Here is a 20,109-nt window from a genome sequence, read left to right on the forward strand (position 1 = left end):
TCAATGTGGTCTATTCGAACGATGGCGAACTATTGAATAACGCCGCGCGGCACGAACACGAAGAAGTAAAACGCGAACCAGATCGCCGCGACAATGGCCGTGGCGATGCTCGCCAGCGCGAGCGCGCCGCTCGGGCCGCTGCGCACGATTTCGTCGACCTGTTCATGTTGCGGGCGTTCGCCCGGTTGTTCGGGAACGGATGTCTCGATCATGGCAACCTCAGAAAAGCGGCGCCGAGCGCAGCTCGTTCACTTCGCGTATGGAAACCGGCGTGCCGTGATTGCCCCACGCCGTGCGGATATAGGTGACCACGGCCGCGACTTCTTCGTCGGAGAGCGACTGCGCGAACGGCGGCATGCCATACGGCATCGGATTCTTTTTCGTGCCCGGCGCATAACCGCCGTTCAACACCATGCGAATCGGATTCACGGCCGAATTCATTTGAATCGACTGATTGTTCGCGAGCGGCGGGAAGTGCGGTAACTTGCCTTGCCCTTCGGTTGCATGACACACCGCGCATTGCGAGTCATAAATCTTCTTGCCGAGCGGCGCGAGACGTGCGCCTTCCTCGGTCATGAAACTCGTTTTCGGCGACTTGTCGACTTCGTTGGAGCGACCCGGCAACGACTTGAGATAAACGGCCACGGCACGCACGTCGTCTTCGGTCAAATACTGGAAACTGTCGTAGACGACTTCGGCCATCGGTCCATACACGGCGCCGCGATTCGACACGCCCGCGTGCAGCAAATCGACGATATCGCTAATGCTCCAGTCGCCCAAGCCGGCTTCCTTGTTCGACGTGAGCGAAGGCGCGTACCAGTTCTGCACGGGAATCAAGCCGCCCTGAAATTGCTTCGAAGCCGAATTGCCGCCAAGCGCATTGATTGCCGTGTGGCACATCGTGCAATGGCCGAGCCCTTCGACAAGGTACGCGCCGCGATTCCATTCGACCGACTGAGTGGAATCGGGCTTGAATTCGCCGGGCCGGAAAAATAGCGTGCGCCAGCCGAGCAGCAGCGAACGCTGGTTATACGGAAAGCGCAAGTCGTGCGGTCGATTCGCCTGATGCACGGGCTGAGTCGATTGCAGATACGCGAAAATGGCATCGGAATCGGCGCGCGTGACTTTCGTGTACGACGCAAACGGCATGGCCGGATAAAGCAGCGTGCCGTCGCGCGATTTGCCGTCGTGCAGCATGCGATAGAACTCGGCGGCGGTCCAGTCACCGATGCCGTATTGCTTGTCCGAAGAAATATTCGGCGTATAGAGCGTGCCGAACGGCGTTTCCATCGGGCGGCCGCCGCCGAACATTTGCGCGGAAGGCACCGTGTGGCACGCGATGCAGTCGCCTGCGCGCGCGAGATATTCGCCACGCGCGATAAGCTCGGCATTCGTCGCGCCGGCGGTCGCACCGGCATTTGCGCGAGGCGCGGCCGTTTGCGCGAAGGTCGCGCCCGCACCGGCGCCAAGGAGCAATGCACACGCGCACGCCGCGAGGCTTCGCAGCAGCGATGAAGAGAGGAGAGTTCGAAGTCTGCGCACGTCGAGTCCCCGTCTAGTTGTGAACGCTGCCGCACGCCATCGGCAGCGGCGAGGGCGCCGCCGGCTTGGGATCGGCCGGCGCGGGTTGCGATGCCAGCCACGCGGCGATGGCCGTGATGTCGCGGTCGGCAAGACGCGTGGCAACGTCGTGCATGCAGTCGGGGCTCGCGGCACGGCGCGTGCCGTAGCGGAACGCGCCGAGTTGCGCGCTGATGTAATTCGCATGCAGCCCGACCAGACCGGGAATGGCCGGCTGCATGCCCGTGAGCGAAGCGCCGTGGCAGCTCGCGCACGCGGGCACATTGCGGTTGGGCGCGCCGTTCGTCACGAGTTGCCTGCCGAGCGCAAGCGTGGCCGCGTCCACGGTGGGCGTGGCGGGCGCGGGATACGGCGGATGCTGTTGCGCGAAGAAGTCGGCGATCTGCTTGAGATACGCGTCGGGCAAATACGCAAGCAGGTAATTCATTGGCGGATAACTGCGGCCGCCGTCGCGAAACGCGATCAACTGATTGTAGAGATAGCCCGCCGGCTTGCCCGCGAGCCGAGGAAAATAGTCGCTGTCGGTGCCTTCGCCATGGGCGCCGTGACACGCCGCGCAGCCCATGACGCGCGCCTGCATCGTGTCAGGCGCGCGCTCCGCGGGCGGCGCCGCAAGGAGCGGCGCGCACGGCAGCGCGAGTGCAAGAATGAGGATAACGATGCGATGGCTCAATGATTCCCTCGGTGCGGTTTGTGACAACACAAGCGCGATGCGATTCGATATCAGTTGAGGCGTCGTCCGTGGGGACCTGGGTTGCTGGGCATTCGGGCGCGCATCCTCTGAACACATTATGGAAGAAAAAAGAAAATTAGCGCCATGAATGTGTGCAAAAAATTTGTGACGTGACGTCGCACGCCCGAAGTTTGCAAACGCAACGAATCAAGGTTTTCCCTGCGACAGGATAATTGCATCGGTATCCTAACTAAATAAACGGAAGGGCGATGGCGCGACAGGTTGCCTGATGTCGCAGGGTCATCCGATCTCTTCGCATATCGCGGGGACGCCCGCGCAGTGCAGCCGCCACGACGCTTCGGGATGCGCACAACGCAAGCGGCATCGGTTATACGACAACGTATAATGAAGCCTGAAGAGATAACCCGATTCTCAGGAGAGCCCCATGGCGGAGTCGCTCGCCACCCCGATTGCTGGGCGTAGCCGCAATCTCGCCGAGCAGGCCGTGAATTACATCAGCGAGCAGATTGCCTCGCGTGCGCTCAAACCCGGCGACAAGCTGCCTACCGAAAGCAGCCTCATGACGCAACTCGGCGTGAGCCGCACGGTGGTGCGCGAAGCCATTTCGCGGCTGCAAGCCATGGCAGTGATCGAAACGCGTCACGGCATCGGCAGCTTCGTGCTCGAGCCGCGCCGCGAGCCGCTCGACCTGGAGATGGTGCCGGCGGCTACGCTCAACGACGTACTCTCCGTACTAGAACTGCGCATCAGCCTCGAAACGGAGTCGGCCGGACTTGCGGCGCAGCGCGCGAGCGAACGCGATCTCGCGAACCTGCGCGCGGCGCTCGATGCGCTCGACATCGCAACGCGCAGCGGCGGCGACAGCTCGGGCGCCGACCTCGAATTTCATATCTGCGTGGCGCGCGCCACGGGCAATCGCTATTTCGTGGACATCCTCACGCAGATGGGCGCGGCGCTCATTCCGCGCCATCGCGTCAATTCGGCCAGCATCGCGCACCGCGATCCGAAAACCTATGCGGAACTCGTGAACCGCGAGCACGAAAGCATCTTCGACGCGATTGCGCGTCACGATCCGGATGGCGCGCGCGCGGCCATGCGCATGCACCTGTCGAGCAGCCGCGAGCGCTTGCGACGCGCGGCGGCGGAGTCGGGCGAGAAGGTCTGAGGCGAGGAGGGCGCTTGTCCTCGTCGGTTATGTTATATGATGTCTTATCTTTCCCGGCCAGCACTTTAGTTCATTCACGGGTGCCTTAAGCGCGTCCATCTCCTCTGCGTGGCGACGATTGAGGGTTAACGCCATATCGGGCATTAGGCAGTCTCGCGTAATATGTCATCAGACAACGTACCACGCACGATAATGCATGCGCGCCAGCCGCTGCACCGTTCAGGAGACCAGTTCGATGTCCGCATTCCCGCAACGTCATGAAGACCTGCTGAACTCGGCCAGCGCCAAGGTCATGCGCCACGTGCTGCCGCTCTTTCTCATCATGTTCATCGCGAACTACATCGATCGCGTGAACGTCGGCTTCGCGAATGCGCACATGGAAGCCGATCTCGGTCTTTCGGCGGCTGCATATGGATTCGGCAGCGGACTGTTCTTCGTCGGCTACGCCCTGTTCGAAGTGCCGTCGAACCTGCTCATGCAGAAATACGGCGCGCGCGCGTGGCTCACGCGCATCATGGGCACGTGGGGCATCGTCGCGGGCGCAATGGCGTTCGTGCAAAACGACACCTCGTTCTATGTGCTGCGCTTTTTGCTGGGTATCGCGGAGGCGGGCTTTTTTCCGGGCGTGGTGTATTACTTCGCGCAGTGGTTGCCGCAAAAGGCGCGCGGCAAAGCGGTGGCCGTGTTTCTTGCCGGGTCCGCGTTCGCTTCGGTGCTCTCCGGTCCGATCACGGGTGCGCTGCTTTCCGTGCGCGGCCTCGGACTCGCGGGCTGGCAGTGGATGTTCCTGATCGAAGGCGCGTTCTCCATCGTGCTGTGCGGCGCAAGCTGGTTGCTGTTGAAGTCGCGCATCCGCGACGCACACTGGCTGTCGAGCGACGAGCAGGGCGCGCTGGAAACCTATATGGCGCGCGAGCAGGCCGAACGCGAAGCCGCCACCGGCAAGCACGTAAGCGCGCTGCGCCTCCTGCGCGACCCGCAAATCCTGCTGTTCTGCTTTCTCTACTTCGCGATCCAGCTCACCATCTACGCGGCCACGTTCTGGTTGCCCACGATCATCCGCAAAATGGGCGGCCTCAGCGATTTCCAGGTGGGCCTCTATAACGCGATTCCATGGATGATCGCCATCGTCGCGATGTATTGCTTCGCCATGCTTTCCGCGAAATATCGCTTCCAGCAGGCGTGGCTTGCACTGGCGCTCGTCATTGCCGCGTGCGGATTGTTCGCATCCACCTCGGCGAATCCGGTGTTTTCGTTCGTGGCGATCTGTTTCTCGGCTATCGGTTTCAAGGCCGCTTCCTCGCTGTTCTGGCCGCTTCCGCAAGGCTATCTCGACGCCCGCGTGGCCGCCGCCGTGATCGCGCTCGTCAATTCGCTCGGCAATCTTGGCGGCTTCTTCGCGCCCGCGACGTTCGGCTATTTGCAGCAGCACACGGGCTCGATCACGGGCGGACTTTACGGCCTGGGCGTGACGTCGCTCATCGCCGCCGCCGCGGCCTTCCTCGCGCGCAACAAGCCCACGCGCCGCGCGTTGGCCGACGAAGCGATGCACCGAAGCGCACATTGAGCATTCATATGCGAATCGTCTCGATCTTCTTTTCAAGCCGGTTTTTTCACAGGTAATACGTTCATGCCTATCCATACCGATCGCCCCAACGCCACGCCCGTCGTGACCGAGCTGCGCGTCGTGCCCGTCGCGGGCCGCGACAGCATGCTGCTGAATCTGAGCGGCGCGCACGGTCCGTTCTTCACGCGCAACGTCGTCCTGCTGCGCGACAGCGCGGGCCATACCGGCATCGGCGAGGTGCCGGGCGGCGAGTCGATCCGCAAGACGCTCGAAGATTCGCGTGCGTTTGTCGTCGGCCAGTCGATCGGTAATCTCCAGGCCGTGCTCAACACGGTGCGCCAGCAATTCGCCGATCGCGACGCGGGCGGGCGCGGCCTGCAAACCTTCGACCTGCGCACGACCATTCATGCGGTCACGGCGCTCGAAGCGGCGCTGCTCGATCTGCTCGGCCAGCATCTGAACGTGCCGGTCGCGGCTTTGCTCGGCGAAGGGCAGCAGCGCAGCGAAGTGGAAATGCTCGGCTATCTGTTCTTTATCGGCGATCGCAACCGAACCGGTTTGCCGTACGCCAGCGGCGCCGACGGCCGCGACGACTGGGAGCGCGTGCGCACCGAAGCCGCGATGACGCCCGAAGCCGTCGTGCGTCTCGCCGAAGCCGCGCAAGCACGCTACGGTTTCAACGACTTCAAGCTGAAGGGCGGGGTGCTGGCCGGCGACGCGGAAATGGAAGCCGTCACGGCGCTGGCCGAGCGCTTCCCGCAAGCGCGCGTGACGCTCGATCCGAACGGCGTATGGTCGCTTGCCGAGGCGATTCGCCTGTGCCGCGACAAGCACGGCGTGCTCGCCTATGCCGAAGATCCCTGCGGCGCGGAAAACGGCTATTCGGGCCGCGAAGTCATGGCCGAATTCCGCCGCGCCACGGGCTTGCCCACGGCAACCAACATGATCGCGACCGACTGGCGCCAGATGGGCCACGCAATCCAACTGCAATCGGTGGACATTCCGCTCGCCGACCCGCATTTCTGGACCATGCAGGGTTCGGTGCGCGTCGCGCAGATGTGCAACGACTGGGGCCTCACGTGGGGCTCGCACTCGAACAATCATTTCGACATTTCGCTCGCGATGTTCACGCACGTGGCCGCCGCCGCGCCCGGCAAGATCACCGCGATCGACACGCACTGGATCTGGCAGGACGGCCAGCATCTCACGCGCGAGCCGCTGCAAATCGCCGGCGGCAAGGTGCAGGTGCCGAAGAAGCCTGGCCTCGGCATCGAGATCGACATGGATGCGCTGGAGAAGGCTCACGCGCTCTATATCGAGCACGGCCTGGGCGCACGCGACGACGCCGTCGCCATGCAATATCTCATTCCCGGCTGGAAATTCGACAACAAGCGCCCGTGCCTCGTGCGCTGACGCGGCCCCGCCGATCACTATTCAGCATACCTGATCAATTACAGGAAAAGACCATGACCACGCCGCAAGAACTCAAGCAAATCGTTTCCGAAGGCTTGCTGTCGTTCCCCGTGACCGACTTCGATGCGCAGGGCAACTTTCGCGCCGGCACCTACGCCGAGCGCCTCGAATGGCTCGCGCCCTATGGCGCAACCGCGCTGTTCGCGGCGGGCGGCACGGGCGAATTCTTCTCGCTCACCCGCAGCGAATATTCGCAGGTCATCAAGACCGCAACGGAAACCTGCAAGGGCAAGGTGCCGATTCTCGCGGGCGCGGGCGGCGCCACGCGCGTGGCGATCGAATACGCACAGGAAGCCGAGCGCAACGGCGCGCAAGGCATTTTGCTGATGCCGCATTACCTCACGGAAGCGTCGCAGGACGGCATTGCCGCGCACGTCGAGCAGGTTTGCAAGGCCGTGCCGAAGATGGGCGTAATCGTTTATAACCGCGCGAATTCGAAGCTCAACGCCGACGGACTCGAACGGCTCGCCGACCGCTGCGAAAACCTGATCGGCTTCAAGGACGGCGTGGGCGAAATCGAAGCCATGGTGACGATCCGCCGCCGCCTGGGCGACCGCTTCTCGTACCTCGGCGGCCTGCCCACGGCGGAAGTCTACGCCGCCGCATACAAAGCGCTGGGCGTACCGGTGTATTCGTCGGCGGTGTTCAATTTCATTCCGAAAACGGCGATGGCGTTCTACCGCGCGATTGCCGCCGACGACCACGCAACCACGGGCCGCCTGATCGACGAATTCTTCCTGCCGTATCTCGCGATCCGCAACCGGCGCGCGGGCTACGCGGTCGGCATCGTGAAAGCGGGCGCGAAACTCGTGGGCCGCGACGCGGGGCCGGTGCGCGCGCCGCTCACGGACCTCACGGAAGACGAGCTTGCGCAACTCGACGTGCTCATCAAGAAGCTCGGCGCGCAATAAGCGTCACGCGTTAAAAACGCAACAGGGCCGCAAGGGCCCTGTTTTTTCATGCCGCATGCGCGGCGTTTGGCGAGAGACCGTTCAGGACTTGTCGGCGCCGTCGCCGAAAAGATCGAGATTGGCGTCAGCGCCTGACTTGCGGCGCGCAGCGGCCGGCGCCTTCGCACCTTTCGCGTTTTTGGCGCGGCGCGGCTTGCCGAACAAATCCTCGGGCGTGAAGCCGAATTCTTCGATTGCCGCGCGTACGGACGCAAGCGCTTGTTGCGCGGCTTCGGCGCGCAGGGCTTCGATACGCTCGTCGAGCGCGCGCTTCTGGGCGAGCAGTTCGCGGTAAGTTGCCATCGGTGCATCGTGTCGAGTCAAACGAGTCGCCGATTTTACGCGCTACGCGCCCCTCGCGGGGAAGCGGCAAGCGTGCGAGCGTGGCAAATGCCACACAGTCGTTACAGATAAGCGGCCAACAGCGCAACCACGACGCCCGAGAAACCGAGCAGCAGCGCCGCGAGCCACAGCGAGCCGCGCGCGGGCGCGCGCACCGAAGCCGGCAAGCGCTTCTTGCCGCTCAACATCGGCCCGACGAGATGGTGGCCTTTTACGAGCGCGTACACGAAAATCGCGCCGACATGCAGCACGACCGCAACGGCGAGCACGTCCCAGCCGATCGCATGCACGGCGGCAATGACGTTGGCGATGGCGGCGGGCACGATCTCGCTGAGCGGGCCTTCGTCGGCAATATCGTTGTTGTCGTAAAGGCCGCTCAAGGTCTCCACGAGCAGCAGCGCGACGAGCAACAGCACCATCCAGCCGCCTGCCGCGTTGTGGCCCACCTGCACGTCGGGTTCGCGGCGCGCCAAGTCGCGCAGATGCGCGAACGCCTTGCGCGGCGAGGCGATAAAGCGCGAAAAGCGCGCCGTTTCGCTGCCGAAGAAGCCCCACAGAATGCGAAAGATCACGAGCGTGAGCAGCGTTTCGCCGATACGCACGTGCGTCTGCATCCAGTTCAAGCGTTGCGTCACGTACGCCGCGGCGACGAGCACCACCGTCAGCCAGTGAAAAAGGCGAGTGGGCAGATCCCATACGCGCACGCGGCGCTCAGCCGTGTTGTCCGATGAATGCGGTTCCATGATTCGCGGCGTTAAAAGTTCGCATCTGGCTCGATGATAAAGCAGGCATGCGGCGCTTACATGGCGTTGCCGCGCGACTTCGGCGATACTTCCGCTTGCCTTTCAATTCACGCGCGACTCCCAACGTCAAGATGGAAAAGAACCGACTCGAAGCGTTCAGCGATGGCGTGCTCGCCATCATCATCACCATCATGGTGCTGGAACTCAAGGTGCCGCATGGCGAGTCGCTTGCCGCGCTCGCGCCGCTGTGGCCCACGTATCTGAGCTATGTGCTGAGCTTTATCTACGTCGGGATTTACTGGAACAATCATCACCACATGATGCACGCGGCGCGCAGCGTCAATGGCTCGGTGCTGTGGGCCAATCTGCATTTGCTGTTCTGGCTTTCGCTGCTGCCGTTCACGACCGGCTGGATGGGCGAAAACCATTTCGGACGCTGGCCCACCGTGCTTTATGGCGTGAACCTGCTTTTGTGCGCGCTCGCGTATGTCGTGCTGCAAATCGTGCTGGTGCGCTATCACGGGCACGAAAGCCCGCTTGCGCGCGCACTCGGGCGCGACTTCAAGGGCAAGATTTCGCCGGTGCTTTATCTCGCGGGCTGCGCGTTGGCAGCCTTCGATTATCCGCATATCGGCGCGATTTTTTACTGGCTCGTCGCGCTGCTCTGGCTCGTGCCCGATCAGCGCATGGAACGGCTCGCACTCGCGTCGCGCGAGCACGGCGAAGCGGAATGAGCGGCGTCCGGCGCGAGCGTTTGCCTTGCGCCGGACGCGAAGTTGCCAACCGTCTTTTACTGGCTTTTATCAGCCGCCCAGGTGCTTGCGCGTGGCGAGTTCCTGCGCCTTTGCATAGTCGGCCTGGATCACCGGCAGCCCATCGGTCGCGGCCTTTTTCAAGCCGGCGTCGCGGCCCGAGGCAATTTCCGCCTGGAATGCCGAAAGCGTTTTTTGCTGGCCGGCCAGCGCCACCTGCTCGATATACGCCTTGTCGAAGTCGGCGCCGCGCAGGTTCTTGATGCCGTCGAGCACGGCCGTGTCCGGATCGTCGCGCGGCACGTCCACGCCGCGTGGGCTGGCGGCGCGCATGGCGTCCGTGAGCTTCGCATAGTCGGCGACAATCTTCTGCGCAAACGCCTTCACGTCGCGGTCGGTGGAACGCGAGTCGGCAATGCGCGCGGCGTCGCGCTGCGTGGACACCGTTTGCGTGCCGTCGGCGATAAAGGTCTTGTCGGCGGCATGCAGTTCGGGCGTTCCGGCCGCCGCGGGCGCGCTGGTTTGCGCGTGAGCGTCGAGCGTGACGGCACAGAGGCTGGCAGCCGAAGCAGCGAGAAGCGAAGCAAGCGAGAGGCGAGTCATGAGCACTCCTTTTTCGTTGATTGGGATTGATACGAATTTCATATCAATCGACCGTGGGTCCGATCGCGGCCAAATGCGCGCGCATTGAAATGCGACGGCTCAATGCGACGGCCGATGCGTTGCGCCTCGACGGCTACCCGACGGTTGACGAATTCTAGGAACGCACTTCTTCTACAGGTGAAACGAGCGATTTGTTTATGTAACGAGTGGTAAGGCCAAAATAGAAAAGAAAATCGAAAATAAAAATGAGTCGCGCATAAAACCCGCTTCGGGGCGAGCATTCCCGGTTTTCCAATTGCCGAAAGCAAGCGCAAAATGGCCTTGGACGCGCATTGCGGACCCACAAGGAGGAGACAGAATGGACGACAAGTTCGTTGCGAACGCAACGTCGAATGCAGCCATGGCCGCCACCGCGAATTTCCGCTGGCGCGTGCTGATCTGGCTGATGATCGGCGGCGTCATCAATTATCTCGACCGTGCGAATCTCGCCATTGCCGCGCCCGGCATGATTCACGATCTCGGCCTCACGCGCACGCAAATCGGTTTGCTCGGCACCGTGTTTTCATGGACCTATGCCGTAATGCAGTTGCCCGCGGGCTGGATCATCGACCGCTTCGGCGCGAAACGCGCCTATGCCATCGGCATGATCTGGTGGAGCGTGGCGACATGGCTCACGGGCGTGGCGGGTTCGATCTCCGGGCTGATCGTCATGCGCGTGCTGCTGGCCGTGGGCGAAGCGCCGTGCTGGCCGACCTCCGCGAAAATCACGGCCGCGTGGTTCCCGGCCAAGGAGCGCGGCTTTGCCACCGGCATCTGGGACTCGTCGTCGAAGTGGGGACCGGCGCTCGCGCCCGCCGTGCTCGTCGCGTTGATGATCGCGTTCGGCTGGCGCTCGCTTTTTCACGTGACGGGCGCGGTCGGCATTGCATTCGCCGTGCTGTTCCTGTTTCTGTATCGCAACCCCGCGCACAGCAAGCGGCTCACGCGCGAGGAATTCGCCTATATCGAAGCGGGCGGCGGCGGCCATGAACGTTCGCTCACGAGCGCGCCCATTCGCTGGCGCGCGCTGTTCGCCTCGCGCAGCGTGTGGGGCATGATTCTCGGCTACTTCTGCGCGATCTGGCTGTGGAATCTCTTTCTCGTGTTTCTGCCGCTTTATCTGCTCGACCGCTTTCATATCTCGCTCGCGCAACTCGGCATTTACGCGAGCATCCCCTGGTTCGGCGGCGCGGCGGGCGAGATCGCCGCCGGCTGGGTGGCGAAGAAACTCGTCGACCGGCGCGTCGCCACGCCAATGGTCGCCAAGCGACTCATCATCGTCGTCTGCTCGCTGTGCGCGGCGGCTTGCGCACTGGCGTTGCCGTTCGTGAGTTCGATCACGACGACGGTGGTCTTCATGACGCTCGGCCTCGCGTTCATCTCGGCGACCATCGGCAATGCGTGGGCGCTCGCGGGCGATATCGCGCCTTCGTCGATGATCGCTTCGGTCAGCGCGATCCAGAACTTCGGCGGCTATTTCGGCGGCGCGTTCTCGCCGGTCGTGGCAGGCTTTATCGTCGATCGCACCGGCTCGTATTCGCTCGCGTTCGTGATCGGCGGGGCGATTGCCGGTTGCGCGGCGCTGTTCTACTGGTTCATGGCGCGGCGCACGGTCGCGCAATAGCCGCAGCCGTCACGGCGATCATGTCGATCGCGCCGATCGCGCCGATCGCACCGAGCAAGCCCGCCCCGGCGGGCCGCTTCGTTCGAAGCGCGCGCCGAATCCGCGTGAAGTCCGCGTTGCTCAATCCCGCCCCGTTTAAGCCCGAATATCCGGTTATACCCTGGGTCTATTTCCCGCCCGGCACGACTCTGGTATAACTGCGCTCCCAAGCTGATTACGTTTTAGCACGGCAAAAATCGACGGCGCAGCCATCCGTCGAAATCCGCTCGAAAGGGAGTGTCATGGCGCGCGTGGTGGTAGTAGGCAGCATCAACATGGATATGGTCGTCGCGACCGGGACGTTTCCGCGCCTCGGCGAGACGCTGTTCGGCACGCGTTTTTCCACGCATCCGGGCGGCAAGGGCGCGAACCAGGCCGTCGCGGCCGCGCGCCTCGGCGCGCACGTCACGATGGTCGGCTGCGTGGGCAGCGACGCTTTCGGCGGCGAAATGAAAGCCACGCTCGAACGCGAAGGCGTGGACACGCGCCACGTGAGCACGGGCCGCGAAGCCACGGGCATCGCCTCGATCACGGTTTCGGGCGGCGACAACGCCATCATCGTCGTGCCCGGCGCGAACCACGAACTATCGGCCGCCCACGTGGACCGCGCGAGCGACGCGTTCGCGCAGGCCGACGTGATCCTCGCGCAACTCGAAACGCCGCTGGAAACCGTGCTGCACGCCGCGCGCCGCGCGCGCGAACTCGGCAAGCCGTTCTTTCTGAATCCCGCGCCCGCCGTGGCGTTGAGCGACGAACTGATCGCGCTCGCCACGCTGCTCACGCCCAACGAACACGAACTCGCGACCGCGCTGCAAACACCCGCGGGCGCATGGAGCGAAACGCTCGCGCGCATGCCGGGCCGCATCGCCATGACGCACGGCAAGGACGGCGCGTACTTCGCCGACGAAACCGGCGCGCTCGTGCATCAGCCGGGCTTCAGCGTGAACGCCGTCGATTCGACCGGCGCGGGCGACACCTTCAACGGCGCGCTGGCGGCGTTCTGGCATCTGGGCCTGCGCGAAGCGGTGCGCCGCGCCAACGCGGCGGGCGCGCTCTCCGTGACGCGCGCGGGCGCGCAGGGCGGCATGCCCACGCTCGCCGAACTCGAAGCGTTCCTGAACGCGCAAGCCGAACCCGCCGCACGAGCCGAACAGGCACATCAAGCATGAAGAAACACGGACATCTGAATCGCGACATCGCCCGCGTGCTGGCCGGCATGGGCCATACCGACAGCCTCGTGATCGCCGATTGCGGCCTGCCGGTTCCGGCAGGCGTCGAATGCATCGACGTGTCGCTCGCGCTGGGCGTGCCCGGCTTTTTCGACGTGCTCGACAGCGTGCTTGCCGACTTCAAGGCCGAGCGCGCCGTGTTCGCGAGCGAAGCGCAAACGCACAACGCCGCCGTGGTCGCGCGCGAACGCGCGCTGGCGGCGGCGGAGATCGCGGTGGAAGAAGTGCCGCACGAAGAATTCAAGCGCCGCTGCCGCGAGGCCAAGGCGGTGATCCGTACCGGCGAATGCAGCCCGTATGCGAATGTGATCCTGCATTCGGGCGTGATCTTCTAAGGGGCGCATGATGCAAGTGATGATGCGAGGCATCGGCAAGGCATTCGGGCCGGTGCGCGTGCTCGAAGGCGTCGACTTTCACATCGAGGCCGGCGAAATCCACGCGCTGATGGGCGAGAACGGCGCGGGCAAATCCACGCTCATGAAGATCCTGAGCGGCGTGTACGAGGCCGACGCCGGCGAAGTGCTGATCGACGGCAAGCCCGTGCAGATTCGCAGCACCGTGGAAGCCGAGCGCGCGGGCATCGGCATCATTCACCAGGAACTCAATCTCATCCCGCAACTCACGGTGATGGAGAATCTGTTCCTCGGCCGCGAGCCGCGCCGCTTCGGTTTCGTCGACACGGCCGCGATGCGCGCAAAGGCGCGCCGCTGGCTCGACATGGTGGGCGCGCAACGCATCGACCCGCAAACGGAAGCCGGTCTGCTTTCCATCGGCCAGCAGCAGCTCGTGGAAATCGCCAAGGCGCTGTCGCTCGACGCGCGCGTGCTCGTGATGGACGAGCCCACGGCCGCGCTCACGAACCGCGAAATCGAAACGCTGTTCGAGATCATGCTCGCGCTGAAGGCGCGCGGCGTGGCGATCGTGTACGTCTCGCATCGCATGGAAGAAATCTTCCGTATCTGCGACAAGATCAGCGTGCTGCGCGACGGGCATTTCGTGGGCGAACGCGCGATCAAGGACACGCACTTCGACGAAATCGTGCGGCTCATGGTCGGGCGCGAACTGGGCGAGCGCTTTCCGAAACGCCGCCACACGCCGGGCGAAGTGCGCATGCGGGTGTCGAATCTCGCCGACGAAGGCAACGTGGCAGGCATCAGCTTCGACGTGCGCGCGGGCGAAGTGCTCGGCATCGCGGGCCTCATGGGCGCGGGCCGCAGCGAAATCCTGCGCACGCTGTTCGGCGCGAACCGCAAGACGGCGGGCACGGTCATGCTCGACGGCAAGCCGCTCGCGGTGCGCGACGCCTCGAGCGCGATCGGCGCGGGCATCGGCTTCGTGACCGAGGACCGCAAGCGGCAAGGTCTCGTGCTCGGCATGTCGGTGCGCGAGAACGCCACGCTCGTGCATCTGGACCGCTACGCGAAGCTCGGCTTCGTGAGCGAGCGCGCCGAGCGCATTGCCGTGGACAACCTCATCAAGCAACTGCGCGTGCGCACGCGCGACGCCGAACTCGACGTGAAGGCGCTTTCGGGCGGCAACCAGCAGAAAGTGGTGTTCGCGAAGTGGCTCGCGAAGCCGCCCAAAGTGCTGCTGCTCGACGAACCCACGCGCGGCGTGGACGTGGGCGGCAAGGCCGAAATCTACACGATCATCAACCAGCTCGCGGAGCAGGGCGTGGCGATCGTGATGGTGTCGTCCGAATTGCCCGAAGTGCTGGCCATGAGCGACCGCATTCTCGTGATGCACCAGGGGCGCCAGGCCGGCATTTTCGAAGCGGCCACGGCCACCCAGGAACAGATCATGACGGCCGCCGCGGGCGGCCAGGCCGCGCCGCAAACGGCGGCGGCCTGAGCGCCGGCGCGCGCACGCAATCCGGCACAAGACAGCACGAACAGCACAAGCAGCACGACCAGGACGACACAGCACCTTCGCGAGACATCACATGGCGCAACTGACGATGACACCCAGCAGCCGGGCGACGCTGCAAAAACTCGGGCCGTTTATTGCCCTGCTCATCATCGCGGTCGGACTTTCGATCGTGAGCCCCGACTTCCTCACGGTCGACAATCTGCTCAACGTGATGCGCCAGGCGTCGATCAACGCGCTCATCGCGTTCGGCATGACGCTCGTGATCCTGCTCGGCGGCATCGACCTTTCGGCGGGCTCGGTGCTCGCGCTTTCCTCGGTCATCATCGCCAGCCTGCTCAGCACGGGCACGCCCGCCGCGGTGGCCACGCTGGCGGGTCTCGTGGCCGGCGGCCTGATGGGCCTCGCGAACGGACTCGTCATCAGCAAGGGCAAGGTCGCGCCGTTCATCGCCACGCTCGGCTCCATGACGGTGCTGCGCGGCCTCGCGCTCGTGGTCTCGAACGGCAGCCCGATCAGCAGCTTCAACAGCGACTTCTTCTCGCTGCTCGGCGGCGGCTATGTGGCTCGCCTCGTGCCGATTCCCGTGATCCTCATGCTCGTGATGTTCGGCGTGTTCTGGGTGCTGCTGCGCAAGACCGTGTTCGGCCGCCATATCTACGCGACGGGCGGCAACGCGGAATCGGCCAAGCTCTCGGGCGTGAAGGTCGATCGCATTCAGTTGTGGGTCTATACGATTTCCGGCGTGATGTCGGCGCTTGCGGGCATCGTGCTCACCTCGCGTCTGAATTCCGCGCAACCCACGGCGGGCACCGGCTACGAACTCGACGCCATCGCGGCCGTCGTGCTCGGCGGCACGAGTCTCACGGGCGGGCGCGGCTGGATTTTCGGCACGCTGGTGGGCGCGCTCTTGATCGGCGTGCTCAATAACGGCCTCAATCTGCTCGACGTCTCCTCGTTCTATCAGCAAGTCATCAAGGGCGGCGTGATTCTGCTCGCCGTGCTGATCGATCGCGGCAACAAGAAGTCCTGACGCGCCGCATCGCGCCGTCCGGTTTCATAGCAATCCTGATTAATTTTTTCATTCACGTTTTATCCATAACTACGAGGAGATGACCATGCAACAGCACGTTTCGCCCCGATTCTCGAAGCTTTTCGCCGCGCTCGCCGCCGGTTCGCTCGCGCTGGGCCTCGCGGCCTGCTCGAAGGAAGGCCCGTCCAGTTCGTCGGATGCGGCCGCCAGCGGCGCGTCGGCCCCGGCGGCGGGCGGCGCGGTGGTCGTCGGCCTGTCGATCTCGACGCTCAACAATCCGTTCTTCGTTTCGCTCAAGAAGGGCGCCGAGGACGAAGCGAAGAAGGACGGCGTGACGCTCATCACCGTCGACGCGCAGAACGACCCGGCCAAACAGCAGGCCAGTGTCGAAGACCTGATCCAGAAGAAGGTCAACGTCATTCTCATCAACCCCACCGATTCGTCGGCCGTGGCCAACGTCGTGAAGGAAGCCACGGGCAAGGGCATCAAGGTCGTCTCGCTCGACCGCAGCGTGAACGGCGCCGAAGTCAGCTCGCATATCGCCTCGGACAACAAGGCCGGCGGCAAGATGGCGGCCGACTTCCTCGCCGACAAGCTGGGCGGCAAGGGCAACATCGTCGAGCTGCAAGGCATTCCCGGTTCGTCGGCCGCGAACGAGCGCGGCGCGGGCTTCGACGACGAAATTGCCGCGAAGGGCGGCGTGAAGATCGCCACGAAGCAGCCCGCCGACTTCGACCGCGCCAAGGGTCTTTCGGTGATGGAAAACATCATCCAGAGCAACAAGGACATTCAGGGCGTGTTCGCGCAGAACGACGAAATGGCGCTGGGCGCGGTGAAGGCGCTGCAAGCCGCGGGCCTCAAGAACGTGGCCGTGGTGGGCTTCGACGCCACCGACGACGCCATTGCCGCCGTGAAGGCCGGCCAGATGGCCGCGACGGTGCAGCAGCAGCCGGAACTGATCGGCCAGTACGGCGTGCAGACGGCGAAGAAGCTCGTGGACGGCCAGGCCGTCGACAAGTTCATCCCCGTGCCGCTGAACCTGTACAAGCAGTAAGTTCTCGCGCGCATGCCGTCGTAGTACCATCGGCGGAAGTTTTTCGCCGATGCGCGCCCGCGCCCCGTCCGCAAAACGGGGCGCATTGTTTTTGGCACGTTGCCTTACGTCCTTTCAACCCTTGCCAGCAGGAAACCGCGTGCCCCAGTTCGAGCGGCTGACCATCGACGACATCGCCCGCCTCGCGGAAGTCTCGCGCACCACGGCGAGCATGGTGCTGAACGGCAACGCCGAGCGCTACCGCATTTCGGCGGCCACGGTCGAGCGCGTGCTCAAGGTGGCGAAGGAGCATCACTTCACGCCTTCGCAGTCGGCGCGCGCGCTGCGCTCGCGGCGCAGCAACACCATTGGCCTCGTGATTCCCGACCTCACGAACTCCGCGCACGCGGCGCTCGCGCAGGCGATGGAATGGCAGTGCCGCGAGGCATACCGCTATCAGCTCGTGATCGTGACGAGCGACGAAGACCCCGTGCGCGAAACCGAAGGCATCGCGCGGCTCGTCGCGCAGCAGGTGGACGGCGTGGTGGTGGTGCCGTGCACGGCGGAAGCGCCGCGCTACGAAAAGTGGGTCAAGCGCTTGCCGCTCGTGTTCGCCGACCGCCGCGTGGAAGAAAGCGCGATTCCCTACGTGGTCACCGACGCCGCCGAAACGGTCGCGATGCTCGTGGGCGAATCGCTCGCGCAGGGCGCGCGCGAAGCGGTGTACTTCGGCGGCCAGCCCGATCTTTCGGTGAGCCGCGACCGTCTCGCGGGCTACCGGCTCGCGTTGCGGCAACACGGCGTTGCCGAACAGCCGGGCTGGGTGTTCCAGCGCGATTACCAGCGCGAATCGGGCTATGCGCTGATGAAGGCTTGGTTCGAGGCGCACGGGCGCTACCCCGAATCCTTGTTCGCCGGCTCGATCACGCTGCTCGAAGGCGTGCTGCAATTCGTCAACGAGGCCCACCAGCTCGGCCAGGCGCCGGGCCGCCTGATGACCTTCGACGATCATCGCCTGCTCGACTGCCTGCCGCTGCGCATCGACGCCATCGTGCAGGACAGCCGCGAACTCGCGGCGCATAGCCTGCGTTGCGTGTTCTCGCTGCTCGAAGGCGAAGCGCCGCCCGAATCGCGGCAAGTGCCCGCGCAAATTCATTACCGACGGCGCGGCGAGGCGCACGTTTAAGCGCGCTCGCTTCCGCCTTTCGGCGCCCGTTCTTAATCGGGCATCAATCCCAAAGCGGGCATCAATCCCTAATCGGACATCAATCCCAAACCGGACATCAATCCCAAAGCGGCGCCAGGCCCGCCGGACTCACTTCGCGGCCATTGCGCTCCAGTGCGGCGATTTCCTGCATGTCGGCGTCGCTCAGCGCAAGTTGCTGCGCGAGCAGATTGCTCGCGAGGTTTGCGCGCTTCGTCGACGAAGGAATCACGCAGTAACCGAGCCGCAGCGCCCACGCCAAAGCCACTTGCGCGGGCGTCGCGCCGTGACGCTCCGCAATCGCGCCGATCACCGGGTCGCCCAGCACCTTGCCGTAGGCGAGCGTCATGTACGACGTCACCTGCACGCCTTCGCCTTGCAGGAACGCCGCGACCTTGCGGTTCTGCAAATACGGGCTCAACTCGATCTGGTTCGTGGCGATCTCGCCTTTGCCCACCACGCCGATGGCGCGCTTCGTCTGCTCGATATTGAAGTTCGAGATGCCGATGGCGCGCGTGAGGCCCTTCGCCTTCGCTTCGGCGAGCGCGGCCATGAAGGTTTCGAGCGGCACGCCGTTGTCGGGCGCGGGCCAGTGAATGAGCGTGAGATCCACGGCGTCGGTGCGCAGCTTCGCGAGGCTCTGTTCGAGGCTCGGCACGAGCTTTTCGGGCGCGTAGTTGTCGACCCAGACCTTGGTCGTGAGATAGAGGTCGTCGCGCGCCACGCCCGAGGCCGCGATGGCTTCGCCGACCTCGGCTTCGTTGCCGTAGATTTGCGCGGTGTCGATGGCGCGATAGCCGAGTTCGAGGCCGTTGCGCACGGAATCGATGACCACCTGGCCCTTGAGGCGGAACGTGCCGAGGCCGAAGGCGGGAACGGCGGTGGAAACTGTGCTCATAAACTCTCCTGAACAGAAGGGGATTTACGCGTTCGGCGACGTGGCGGACTGCCCGCGCGCACGCCGGTTGAGCGCGAACTGAAAGGCGACGAGCGCCACGCCCGCGCTCGCGATGAGCGCGCCGACGATGGGCACCGCCGCGTAGCCGAAGCCGCCCGAAAGCGCCGCGCCGCCCGCCGCCGCGCCGAGCGCGTTGCCGAGATTGAACGCGCCCACGTTCACCGAGGAAGCGAGGCCCGGCGCTTCGTGCGCGGCGCGCATCACGCGCATCTGCAACGGCGGCACGACCGCGAAGGTCGCGACGCCCCACACGAGCAGCGCAACGGCCGCGCCCACGTGCGTGAGCGCGAGCGCCGGAAACGCCAGCATCACGGCGATCAGCAGCAGCAGAAAACCGACCAGCGTGCCGTCGAGCGAGCGGTCCGCAAGACGCCCGCCCGCCGCGTTGCCGATCGAAAAGCCCACGCCGATCAGCACCAGCATGGCGGTCACGAAGGCGGGCGAGGCGCCCGTCAGCGCGGCGAGCGTGGGCGCAACATAGGTGTAGAGCGTGAACATCGCGCCCGCGCCGAGCACCGTGGTGGCGAGCGCGCCCAGCACGGCGGGGCGCGTGAGCACGGCGAGTTCGGCGCGCAGATCGGGCATCGCGCCCGCGTCGCCCCTGGGCAGCGCGAAGCGCAAACCGGCGATGGCGAGCACGCCCAGCCCGGCCGTCGCCACGAACGACATGCGCCAGCCGATCGCCTCGCCGAGCCAGGTGGCCGCGGGCACGCCGCCGATGTTGGCGATCGTGAGGCCCATGAACATGGTGGCCACCGCGCTCGCCTGGCGCTCGCGCGGCACGAAGCTCGCCGCCGCGACCGAGCCCAGGCCGAAGAACGCGCCGTGGTTCAGGCTCGTGACGAGGCGCGCGAGCAGCAGCGTCGCGTAGTCGGGCGCGAGCGCGGAAAGCAGGTTGCCGAGCGTGAAAATGCTCATCAGCGCGATCAACGCCTTGCGGCGCGGCCAGCGCGCGAGCGCGAGCGTCATGAGCGGCGCGCCCGCCATCACGCCGATCGCATAGGCGCTGATGAGCATGCCGGCGGTGGGAATCGACACGTGTACGCCTTCGGCGATCACGGGCAGCAAACCCATGGGCGAGAACTCGGTGGTGCCGATGCCGAACGCGCCCACGGCAAGGGCGAGCAGCGGCAGCGCCGCGCCGGCGGTTTTCGGTGCGCCGGTCGATGCGGCGTGTGGGGAAGTCATGCGGGAGGCTCCGTCGAAAGCGTGGG

Annotated in this window: 20 protein-coding genes; 12 read left to right on the forward strand and 8 right to left on the reverse strand. The window is 64.7% G+C overall.

Annotation, left to right across the window (positions count from 1 at the left end):
- Positions 1-29: 29 nt before the first annotated feature.
- From U5805_RS14725 to U5805_RS14735, 3 genes are read right to left on the reverse strand one after another with little or no spacing between them, the layout of a single operon-like run.
- The gene (locus U5805_RS14725; RefSeq protein ID WP_322104213.1) at positions 30-212 is read right to left on the reverse strand and encodes a hypothetical protein; all 183 of its coding nucleotides are present in this window, start codon (positions 210-212) and stop codon (positions 30-32) included.
- A gap of 7 nt (positions 213-219) precedes the next feature.
- The gene (locus tag U5805_RS14730; protein ID WP_415914603.1) at positions 220-1,509 is read right to left on the reverse strand and encodes a c-type cytochrome; all 1,290 of its coding nucleotides are present in this window, start codon (positions 1,507-1,509) and stop codon (positions 220-222) included.
- Positions 1,510-1,555: 46 nt separating this feature from the next.
- Positions 1,556-2,161, reverse strand: coding sequence for a c-type cytochrome (locus tag U5805_RS14735; protein ID WP_322104331.1), 606 nt, complete (start codon positions 2,159-2,161; stop codon positions 1,556-1,558).
- A gap of 538 nt (positions 2,162-2,699) precedes the next feature.
- Here U5805_RS14735 and U5805_RS14740 point away from each other — a divergent pair.
- From U5805_RS14740 to kdgD, 4 genes are all read left to right on the forward strand, one after another.
- Positions 2,700-3,440 carry a FadR/GntR family transcriptional regulator gene (locus tag U5805_RS14740; RefSeq protein ID WP_322104215.1) on the forward strand — a complete coding sequence of 247 codons (741 nt, stop codon included), beginning with the start codon at positions 2,700-2,702 and terminating at the stop codon, positions 3,438-3,440.
- 235 nt (positions 3,441-3,675) lie between these two features.
- Complete coding sequence (locus U5805_RS14745; protein WP_322104216.1) at positions 3,676-5,007, forward strand: MFS transporter; 1,332 nt, start codon at positions 3,676-3,678, stop codon at positions 5,005-5,007.
- A 63-nt stretch (positions 5,008-5,070) separates the two neighbouring features.
- Positions 5,071-6,420, forward strand: a complete 1,350-nt coding sequence (gene gudD / locus U5805_RS14750) for a glucarate dehydratase (protein WP_322104217.1) — start codon at positions 5,071-5,073, stop codon at positions 6,418-6,420.
- 53 nt (positions 6,421-6,473) lie between these two features.
- The gene (kdgD, locus tag U5805_RS14755; protein WP_322104218.1) at positions 6,474-7,391 is read left to right on the forward strand and encodes a 5-dehydro-4-deoxyglucarate dehydratase; all 918 of its coding nucleotides are present in this window, start codon (positions 6,474-6,476) and stop codon (positions 7,389-7,391) included.
- An 81-nt stretch (positions 7,392-7,472) separates the two neighbouring features.
- On the opposite strand, the gene U5805_RS14760 is transcribed toward kdgD, so the two are convergent.
- Complete coding sequence (locus tag U5805_RS14760; protein ID WP_322104219.1) at positions 7,473-7,733, reverse strand: H-NS family nucleoid-associated regulatory protein; 261 nt, start codon at positions 7,731-7,733, stop codon at positions 7,473-7,475.
- A 101-nt stretch (positions 7,734-7,834) separates the two neighbouring features.
- Positions 7,835-8,515, reverse strand: coding sequence for a cytochrome b/b6 domain-containing protein (locus U5805_RS14765; protein WP_322104220.1), 681 nt, complete (start codon positions 8,513-8,515; stop codon positions 7,835-7,837).
- Positions 8,516-8,646: 131 nt separating this feature from the next.
- On the opposite strand from U5805_RS14765, the gene U5805_RS14770 reads away from it, so the two are divergent.
- The gene (locus U5805_RS14770; protein WP_322104221.1) at positions 8,647-9,249 is read left to right on the forward strand and encodes a TMEM175 family protein; all 603 of its coding nucleotides are present in this window, start codon (positions 8,647-8,649) and stop codon (positions 9,247-9,249) included.
- Positions 9,250-9,318: 69 nt separating this feature from the next.
- On the opposite strand, the gene U5805_RS14775 is transcribed toward U5805_RS14770, so the two are convergent.
- Complete coding sequence (locus U5805_RS14775; protein ID WP_322104222.1) at positions 9,319-9,870, reverse strand: DUF4142 domain-containing protein; 552 nt, start codon at positions 9,868-9,870, stop codon at positions 9,319-9,321.
- Positions 9,871-10,228: 358 nt separating this feature from the next.
- Between U5805_RS14775 and U5805_RS14780 the strand changes: the two genes are divergently transcribed.
- The 7 genes from U5805_RS14780 (at position 10,229) to U5805_RS14810 (ending at position 17,919) form a co-directional block, all read left to right on the forward strand.
- A complete protein-coding gene (locus tag U5805_RS14780) occupies positions 10,229-11,533 on the forward strand; it encodes an MFS transporter (RefSeq protein WP_322104223.1) in 1,305 nt (434 codons plus the stop codon).
- Positions 11,534-11,814: 281 nt separating this feature from the next.
- Complete coding sequence (rbsK, locus tag U5805_RS14785) at positions 11,815-12,741, forward strand: ribokinase (protein WP_322104224.1); 927 nt, start codon at positions 11,815-11,817, stop codon at positions 12,739-12,741.
- Complete coding sequence (gene rbsD / locus U5805_RS14790; protein ID WP_322104225.1) at positions 12,738-13,136, forward strand: D-ribose pyranase; 399 nt, start codon at positions 12,738-12,740, stop codon at positions 13,134-13,136. Before rbsK ends, rbsD begins: the two co-directional genes overlap by 4 nt.
- Before the next feature lie 19 nt (positions 13,137-13,155).
- Complete coding sequence (locus U5805_RS14795; RefSeq protein WP_322104226.1) at positions 13,156-14,652, forward strand: sugar ABC transporter ATP-binding protein; 1,497 nt, start codon at positions 13,156-13,158, stop codon at positions 14,650-14,652.
- 91 nt (positions 14,653-14,743) lie between these two features.
- On the forward strand, positions 14,744-15,700 hold the full coding sequence (locus U5805_RS14800; protein ID WP_322104227.1) for an ABC transporter permease subunit: 957 nt from the start codon (positions 14,744-14,746) through the stop codon (positions 15,698-15,700).
- 85 nt (positions 15,701-15,785) lie between these two features.
- Positions 15,786-16,754 (forward strand): ribose ABC transporter substrate-binding protein RbsB, encoded by a 969-nt coding sequence (gene rbsB / locus U5805_RS14805; RefSeq protein ID WP_322104228.1) that lies wholly within the window; start codon positions 15,786-15,788, stop codon positions 16,752-16,754.
- Positions 16,755-16,893: 139 nt separating this feature from the next.
- On the forward strand, positions 16,894-17,919 hold the full coding sequence (locus tag U5805_RS14810; protein WP_322104229.1) for a substrate-binding domain-containing protein: 1,026 nt from the start codon (positions 16,894-16,896) through the stop codon (positions 17,917-17,919).
- A gap of 97 nt (positions 17,920-18,016) precedes the next feature.
- Here U5805_RS14810 and dkgB read toward each other — a convergent pair whose 3' ends face one another.
- Together dkgB and U5805_RS14820 are read right to left on the reverse strand one after the other, a co-directional pair.
- Positions 18,017-18,835 carry a 2,5-didehydrogluconate reductase DkgB gene (gene dkgB / locus U5805_RS14815; protein ID WP_322104230.1) on the reverse strand — a complete coding sequence of 273 codons (819 nt, stop codon included), beginning with the start codon at positions 18,833-18,835 and terminating at the stop codon, positions 18,017-18,019.
- A 24-nt stretch (positions 18,836-18,859) separates the two neighbouring features.
- Positions 18,860-20,083: an MFS transporter gene (locus U5805_RS14820; RefSeq protein WP_322104231.1), complete on the reverse strand. Its 1,224-nt coding sequence runs from the start codon at positions 20,081-20,083 to the stop codon at positions 18,860-18,862.
- Positions 20,084-20,109 lie beyond the last annotated feature (26 nt).

This window comes from Paraburkholderia sp. J41 (genome assembly GCF_905220235.1).
Lineage (GTDB): Bacteria > Pseudomonadota > Gammaproteobacteria > Burkholderiales > Burkholderiaceae > Paraburkholderia.